Source organism: Pseudoalteromonas sp. Cn5-37 (assembly GCF_021532495.1).
Taxonomy (GTDB): domain Bacteria; phylum Pseudomonadota; class Gammaproteobacteria; order Enterobacterales; family Alteromonadaceae; genus Pseudoalteromonas; species Pseudoalteromonas simplex.
In genome coordinates this window covers 1-5,482 of record NZ_JAKGBA010000065.1, presented here as the reverse complement: position 1 = coordinate 5,482, position 5,482 = coordinate 1, and the positions used below count along the sequence as shown (strand labels likewise).

The 5,482-nt window shown below is 39.7% G+C and carries 6 protein-coding genes; all 6 read left to right on the top strand.

Going from position 1 to position 5,482, the window contains the following annotated elements; all coding sequences use genetic code 11:
* Nucleotides 1-280: 280 nt before the first annotated feature.
* From L1266_RS21840 to L1266_RS21815, 6 genes are read left to right on the top strand one after another with little or no spacing between them, the layout of a single operon-like run.
* Nucleotides 281-646, top strand: coding sequence for a hypothetical protein (locus L1266_RS21840; RefSeq protein WP_055022201.1), 366 nt, complete (start codon nucleotides 281-283; stop codon nucleotides 644-646).
* 3 nt (nucleotides 647-649) lie between these two features.
* Complete coding sequence (locus L1266_RS21835) at nucleotides 650-946, top strand: type IV conjugative transfer system protein TraL (protein ID WP_036973922.1); 297 nt, start codon at nucleotides 650-652, stop codon at nucleotides 944-946.
* Nucleotides 947-955: 9 nt separating this feature from the next.
* Nucleotides 956-1,666, top strand: a complete 711-nt coding sequence (locus tag L1266_RS21830) for a TraE/TraK family type IV conjugative transfer system protein (RefSeq protein ID WP_036973924.1) — start codon at nucleotides 956-958, stop codon at nucleotides 1,664-1,666.
* Nucleotides 1,667-2,800, top strand: a complete 1,134-nt coding sequence (locus tag L1266_RS21825) for a TraK domain-containing protein (protein WP_138558918.1) — start codon at nucleotides 1,667-1,669, stop codon at nucleotides 2,798-2,800. It begins immediately after the preceding gene.
* 11 nt (nucleotides 2,801-2,811) lie between these two features.
* Nucleotides 2,812-4,200 carry a TraB/VirB10 family protein gene (locus tag L1266_RS21820; protein WP_138534003.1) on the top strand — a complete coding sequence of 463 codons (1,389 nt, stop codon included), beginning with the start codon at nucleotides 2,812-2,814 and terminating at the stop codon, nucleotides 4,198-4,200.
* Between the two features lie 3 nt (nucleotides 4,201-4,203).
* Nucleotides 4,204-4,638, top strand: coding sequence for a hypothetical protein (locus tag L1266_RS21815; RefSeq protein WP_138558919.1), 435 nt, complete (start codon nucleotides 4,204-4,206; stop codon nucleotides 4,636-4,638).
* Nucleotides 4,639-5,482: the final 844 nt, after the last annotated feature.

The window sequence follows — 5,482 nt, the reverse complement described above, 5'->3', positions numbered from 1 at the left end:
CGGCGCGAGTTTGGATGTAATTAAGCAGTACATTGAAAATCAAAACACACCGCCAAGTGAAAGAGCCGTAAAAACTTCACGCGCTTTAAGTCAGAAAAAAGACTAGTTACCTCTTGCTTGACTCGCCCTTGAAAGGGTGAGATTGCGCAAGCCTAATGTTCAGAATCGAGTTCCTTAATTTTTATTCAAATTTAAATAAAAATCCGGCTTTATGCTGTTTTTAAGAGTTTAAGATTAATTCGACTTTAACGTTGAACATTAACTCTTAAGAGGTTTAAAAATGGAACTAACCAACCAATCAAACATTGTTGAAGCACCAACAATCACTAAAAAAATGTCTACTGCTAAAAAAGCGACCATCGCACTGATGGTAATCTCTTTAGCTCTATTAATTTCACAAGGCGTAATGGCTGCGGCTCCAACTTCTGGTGACTTCCTATACGGAGTTTACAATGAAGTAGTTGGCTGGTTAACCGGCGCACCTGGCATCATCATTTCAATTTTCACATTTGGCTTTGCTGCTTTCCAAGGCATTATGAAGCAGAACTATGCTACTTGTGTGGGTGCATTCCTTATCGCACTGCTATTTGCAAATGCACAAGATGCTGTTGAGTACTTCCTAACTGCTTCAGTTGGAGTGCTTTAAAACATGGAAACGCCCAATCGCTACCGCTGTAAGACCCACATCAACCAACCGTTATTAATCTTGTTTGTATTTACTAAAGAACAAGTAATACCGTTGATGGCCGCGGTAGCGATTGGCATGGTGACAAAACAGACCTTTATCCTTGTATGCCTAGCCATGGCATACATTTATATCTCTCAAAAGGTTAAAGGCCGATTCCCTAAAGCCTATGTTAAACACAAGCTTTGGTCTTATGGGTTCATCTTAACCAATCAAAGCAAATCAATTGCAGATCCAGTTAAACGTACATACCACCGCTAAGGCAAGAAAATGCTTGATGATAAATCCGCTTCAGTTCGAAGCTTCAAATCGATGGTTGCATCTAACAACATAAGCCGAGTAGCTAACCTATTTTTATCCATTACAGTTGCTCTAAGCGCTTTAACACTGTTTTTCAAAGACAGTGAAGTCGTTGTTATCCCAGAACAGAATTACTTTGGTGAGCTTACAATTCAAGGCGATAAAGCTAACCAGAATTACCAACAAGCATGGGCCTACAGCGTTTCTACTCTAATAGGTAACATTAACTCGCAAAACATCGATTTTGTAAAAAAGATAATGATGAAAATGTTATCTCCACAACTACAAGTTGAAATCGAGCCAATGCTAGATAAGCAAGCTGAAATGATAAAAATGCGTGATATACGACAAGTTTTTATTGCCGACGACCTAATTCATGAGCCTGAAACTGATTTAATCACCATTTGGGGCCAAAAAATCACTTTCATTGGTGGAGAGCCCAAAGCAGATACAAAGTGGAGCTACGAATTTAAGATCACCGCAAGAAATGGAAGACCTAAAATTACTCACTTAGATCAATATCCGGGCACCCCAAGAAAGCGAAAACAAGCGATGGAAGCGCGTGGCGATGCTGAACCGGGAACTTTAGAGTCGCAACCTTACTATGACAGTGAGCTGGAGATAGGGGTACTAGAAGCGGCAAAAGAACTGAAAGTGAAAGAACAACAGGAGAGCAACTAGATGAAAATGAAATCAATACTTTTAGCCATTGGTTGTGCGTCTAGTGCATTCACCTTCGCTAATGATGCAACTGAAAATCCAAGCGATACATTCAAGCTACCAACAGAGGTAGTAAATGAACAACCTATTCCGGTTACAAAGCAAGCTATATTCGAAGCGGCAAAAAACGGCATAAAATTAGATAGTCGAAGCGAACCTGTAATGAAAACTGTCTCCCCTCAAGATGAAATCAATCAAATTGCCGATAATGTAAAACCAAATGGAATGATGAATGAAGCTGACTTTAACCAATACCAGCAGCCACAAACTGCACAGTCAATTCGCTCAGGTAATGGGTACTCATTCCTAGATATCGTTAAATCAAAATATAAGCCAACCCAAAACCTTAGCAACCTTGAACCCGGCGCTAATATCGCTGTACCTGTAGCAGTGGGCTTGACGAATCCAATCATAACTAATTTTAAGATGGTTGCTGCTAGAACCCACGACGAAGAATCAGTCATTGAATTAGAAGATGGCCGTTTATACATCACTTTAAACTCACTTAAGCCTGTTGCTTTAATGTTGTTTGAAGAAGGTGTTCCAGAGTCAATGATTAACCTTACATTGGTACCAATGGAAGCGATGCCGGTTGTTGTAAATGTCGATGTGAATCTTTCAAAAACGATGCAATACAAAGGCGCAAACCACAGAGCGGAAATAAAAGAGCAAGAAGCTTTAGCTGAAGCGTCTTTAACTGAAGGCCACGTCGCAAATGTTGAAACAGATCGAGTAGCGCGTATTAAGCAAATTCTAAAACCTGTTGGTAAAGGTGAAATACCACAAGGTTTTTCACTTTCTCATGATGTATCAAAAGCGATGCACCAACCTTGCGGATTAACCATTAGTCAGCAAGTACTACAGCGAATTGTCGGTCCAAGAGAAGTTGTTGATGTAGTCAGAGTCCAAAATACAACTACACGCCCCTATACAGTTCGTGAACAAATGTGCGAGTCACGTGATGTTATGGCCGTTGCCATTTACAACAAATCACTACTTCAACCTGGCGAAGCAACAGAAGTTTATATCCTGCGAGACAAATTGCGCCAAAGCATTGTTAACACTAACTCTAAACGTCCTCGTGTAATCAACTAAGGCTGGTGGAAATGAGCATTAAAAAACAATGGGAAAATCCCAAAGTTAGAAAGTTTGCAGCAATACTGGTGATTATTCCTATTGCGTTCTTTGGTTATAAGTCGATGTCTTCGAGTGATAATAAAACCAGTCTGCAGGACAGAATTGCAGCAAGACAAGCTGAAGACCGCCTTGATGGAAAGGGTAAAGTACGCGGGCTATTTGATTCAGAAAGCATTGCTAACATCGATAAAAACGAATTCGACGAAATCTATGACAAGTCTGTAGACTCAATTCGCAGAAAAGAGCGTGAGGTATATACAGAAAAAGAGCGTGTACTTGAGATGGTTCAGCAACAGCAGCAAAGCATCGATGACCTGACGCTAAAATTGAAAGATTACGAGCGCCAACTGGAAGTGCGCGATAGAGCATATGCAAATACCCAACATAATAGACAATCAAATGGTGGCTCACGCTCAAATTACAACACTTCATACTCTGGTGCAGAGCAAGGGCAACAAGCTATAGCTGATGCACCACAACAGTACGATGAGAGGGTTTTTGACAGAACCCCTACTCAGCTTGTTACTGCAAAACCACAAATCGAAGGCCGTGTTATTAGAACTATCACCCAACGCAGCGTTCGAAGCATTAAGAGTTCGGGTGTTGTTGAAGAAAAACAGCAAAAAGATTTGTTGATCACACAACAAAGTCTAAAACCTGAAAAAGAGGTCCAAAAGAAAAGCGATCCAAATGAAGGTGGACTAATTGATTCTGACGAAGGCGTTGTTTATTTGCCTGCAGGCTCATTCTTCTCTGGTGTTTTACTTACTGGTTTGGATGCTCCAACACAGCTTGCAGCCAAATCTTCTCCTATGCCGGTTGTTATCCGAGTTAAAAAGGAAGCTATCTTGCCTAACCATTTCACTTTAGATATTCGCGAGTGTCACGTTATTGGCCAAGCAATCGGGGATTTATCAAGCGAAAGAGCGCATATCCGCGCACAATCAATTACATGTGTACGTAATGACGGTAAGAGTGTTGAAAGCGCGATTCAAGCGAATGCAGTTTCTGACTTTGATGGCAAACTTGGTATAGCCGGCAGACTTGTAAGCAAAAATGGCAACCTCTTAGCAGGCTCTATGGCAGCTGGATTTATGAGTGGCATTTCTGAAGCTGTTGCTCCTCAACGCACTACATCAATCAATACGTCTGGTGGTGATAGAGCGGTATGGGAATCAGTAGACTTAGGCTCCGTTGCTTCTGCTGGTGTGTTCCAAGGCTCAGCTGATGCTATGGATAGACTAGCTGAATACTACATCGCTTTAGCAGAACAGATTCACCCAGTAATTGAGATATCACCGGGACGTTCAATTACATTCGCTGTGCTATCTGGCACTAAACTCAAATTAGGTGATTAAACAATGAATGACTATATAAAAATGATTCTAATAAGCCTAGTAATGTCAGCCTTAGCATTTTTTGCTGGTGTATCTTACACAAAAGCAGTAAGCGAAAAATCGATGATTGAAGTAACTGATTTAATTGCAGGTTATGCGAAAGTTCAAACGTTTAATCCAGAAGAAATTTCAAAGCGCATTACATCAGAGGGGGCTACACCTGCAGAGCTGGCATCTTATATCGAGCGTTATATTAAGCTCCATCAGCTCAAAGGGGTAATGCTTATTGATGAAAGTTATGTAGTTGCAAAGCCTAATTTCTCATCATCTGCTACGCTTACTATGAGCGAGCTAAATAACCTTAGTGAAAAGTACAATATTAAAACTGAAATAGATTATGGCTCACTCCTTAGTGAATTCAATAAAACAATTAAAAGCGCCAAGAATTACACAAATTAGATCCCAACTAAAAACCGCCTCATCATTTTGTAGGCGGTTTTTTTTGATCTATGTCCTATTCTTGATATCAAATTCATTGGATTTACATCAGGCGTTAATTAACCACGAGAGCAATTAAAAAACAACGCGATAGCTTTCTCTACTGATATATAATATTAATTCTAAAAATAATTATGATTCACTAATGAGTGAGTTTAATAGTTTTGTTGAAAGAGCCAGCCACCAAAGTGTCCTTAATAAACAAGAACACGGATATATGGAAACTTCATGGCGGACGACCTACAGAGCTAAAACAATTGAAGGCAAGCTTGCATAAAAACTAACGCATTAAGAGATGGATATGTTTGGTATCTCACTAAAGAAATTGACGAGGATTTATTAGCACAATCACAGCAAGGTTTTATTGAACTGTGCGTTCTTGTAGATTAAGAGGTGATTAATTTCGATGATTTCAAGATGCTAATAGAAGAACCCCGAGAAGCTTTGGAGAGCTTTAGATATCTTATTTTAGAACTCTACAGCGCAGATCGTTTCATTATTGTTCAATCAGCACTTAATTCTTACTACAAGCATCATGATTCAAAACATCTATCTTTCCACAAATATACAATTAATACTCACAGGCCTTATTTCCACCACCTATGAGCGAAGTTGAAAAGAAGTTTGTTCATGTAAAAAGGGTTTCAATTCATCGAAAGTTTATTGAATATTTATATTAAGCCCGAATTCAGATAATAAGTGCACCACTCATGGTTAAACGGTGAGAAGAGATCAACTGCCTGTTGGTGGTACTCTATCGTCGCCAAACAAACAGAAGCATTTACCATGAGTTACAAGCAGTTGA